This window comes from Actinoallomurus acaciae (assembly GCF_042429965.1).
GTDB lineage: Bacteria > Actinomycetota > Actinomycetes > Streptosporangiales > Streptosporangiaceae > Actinoallomurus > Actinoallomurus acaciae.
Window position 1 is genome coordinate 1 of sequence record NZ_JBHLZP010000939.1, and the last position, 1,761, is coordinate 1,761.

1 protein-coding gene is annotated in these 1,761 nt (G+C 76.0%); it reads left to right on the forward strand.

Annotated elements, in window-relative coordinates; all coding sequences use genetic code 11:
- Nucleotides 1–1,712: non-ribosomal peptide synthetase (locus ACFFNX_RS49145; protein ID WP_378213357.1), on the forward strand; the 1,712-nt coding region annotated here is incomplete at its 5' end.
- Nucleotides 1,713–1,761: the final 49 nt, after the last annotated feature.

The window sequence follows — 1,761 nt, forward strand, 5'->3', positions numbered from 1 at the left end:
GGGCGCTGGACGTGGCGCACGGCGCGAGGGTCGGCCTGCTGCTGGACAAGGGCGAGGACCAGGTCGTGGCCGCCTTCGCGGTCCTGATGGCCGGCGGCGCGTACGTGCCGCTCGACCCCGAGACCCCGGCCGTGCGCCTGCGGGCGATGCTCGACGCCGCCGGCGTGTCGGTCGTGGTCGCGCACGGTGTCCTCCCGCCGCCCGGGCCGTGGCGGACCGTACGCCCGGACCAGCCCCCCGAGGATCCGGCACCGCCGGTACGGACACGGCCGAGCGACCTCGCGTACGTGCTGTTCACGTCGGGGTCGAGCGGGCGGCCCAAAGGCGTGCTGATCGAGCACCGCGGCGTGGTGAACTGCCTGCGCGAGACGGTCGCCCGCTTCGGCGTCGGACCGGGCGACCGGTGCCTGGGGCTGACCGCGTTCCACCACGACATGGCGCTGTTCGACGTCTTCGGGATGCTCGGCGCCGGAGGCACGCTCGTGCTGCCCGGCGCCGCCCGGCGCACCGACCCGGACCACTGGCTCGACCTGATGGCCCGGCACCGCACCACCGTGTGGAACTCCGTCCCCGCGATGATGGAGATGCTGCTGGACCGCCTCGCGAGCCGGGGCGGCGACCCGCTCGCCGGCCTCCGGCTCGCCTTCCTCGGCGGCGACTGGATCCCCCTCGACGTGGCCCGCGGCCTGATCCGGCGCGCGCCCGGCGCGACGCTCGTCTCGGTGGGCGGCCCGACCGAGACCACGCTGTGGAGCATCTGGCATCCCTTCACCGAGGTCGACCCCGCGTGGCGGTCCGTCCCGTACGGCTCGCCGATCGCGGGCATGCGCTACCACGTGCTCGACGAACGGATGCGCGACCGCCCCGACGGCGTGACCGGTGAGATGTACTGCGCGGGGCCCGGCCTCGCCCGCGGCTACCTGACCGAGGCGGAGACCGACGCGGCGTTCGTGTCGCACCCGCGCACCGGGGAGCGGTTGTTCCGCACCGGTGACCTGGGCAGGTACCGGCCCGGCGGGCTGATCGAGTTCGTCGGTCGCGGCGACCGGCAGATCCAGATCCGGGGGCGGCGGGTCGAACCCGCCGAGGTGGAGGCGGCGCTCGTCGCCCACCCGGCGGTCACGGCGGCGGTGGTCGTCCCGGTACGCCGCGAGGACGGCGGGCCGGGCGACCGCGGGCTGGCCGCGCACGTGACCGGCTCCGCCTCCCCGGAGGAGCTGCGCGCCCATCTGGCCGAACGGCTGCCGGCGTACCTCGTGCCGGGCCGGTTCACCGCGCACACGCGGCTGCCGCTGACCCGTAACGGGAAGGTCGACCGGGCCGCTCTCGCGGCACTCCGGCCGCCCGCGCCCGTCACCGGTGCTCCGTCTCACGAGCCCGGCGGATCGGATCCGGTGACGGAGCTGCTGGCCTCGGTGTGGGCGAAGGCACTCGGGGCCGAGCGCGTCGGCGCGGACGACGACTTCTTCGAGCTGGGCGGCGATTCCCTCACGGGCGCCCGCGTCCTCGTGCGCCTGCGCGAGGTGTTCCCCGACGAGGAGTTCTCGGCCCGCGCGCTGCTGACGACCTCGGACGTCACCGGCATGGCCCGCGCGCTGACCGCGACCGAGAGCGCGCCGGGCCGGCTGGCCGCGATCGCCGCCATCCACCTGCGCGTCGCGCGGCTCACCGACGATGAGGTGGCGGCCGAACTCGCCGGGGAGGCACCGTGACGGAACCGGCCCCGCCGCGTGGGGACGCCGAGGCACGGCGGCGTGAGCT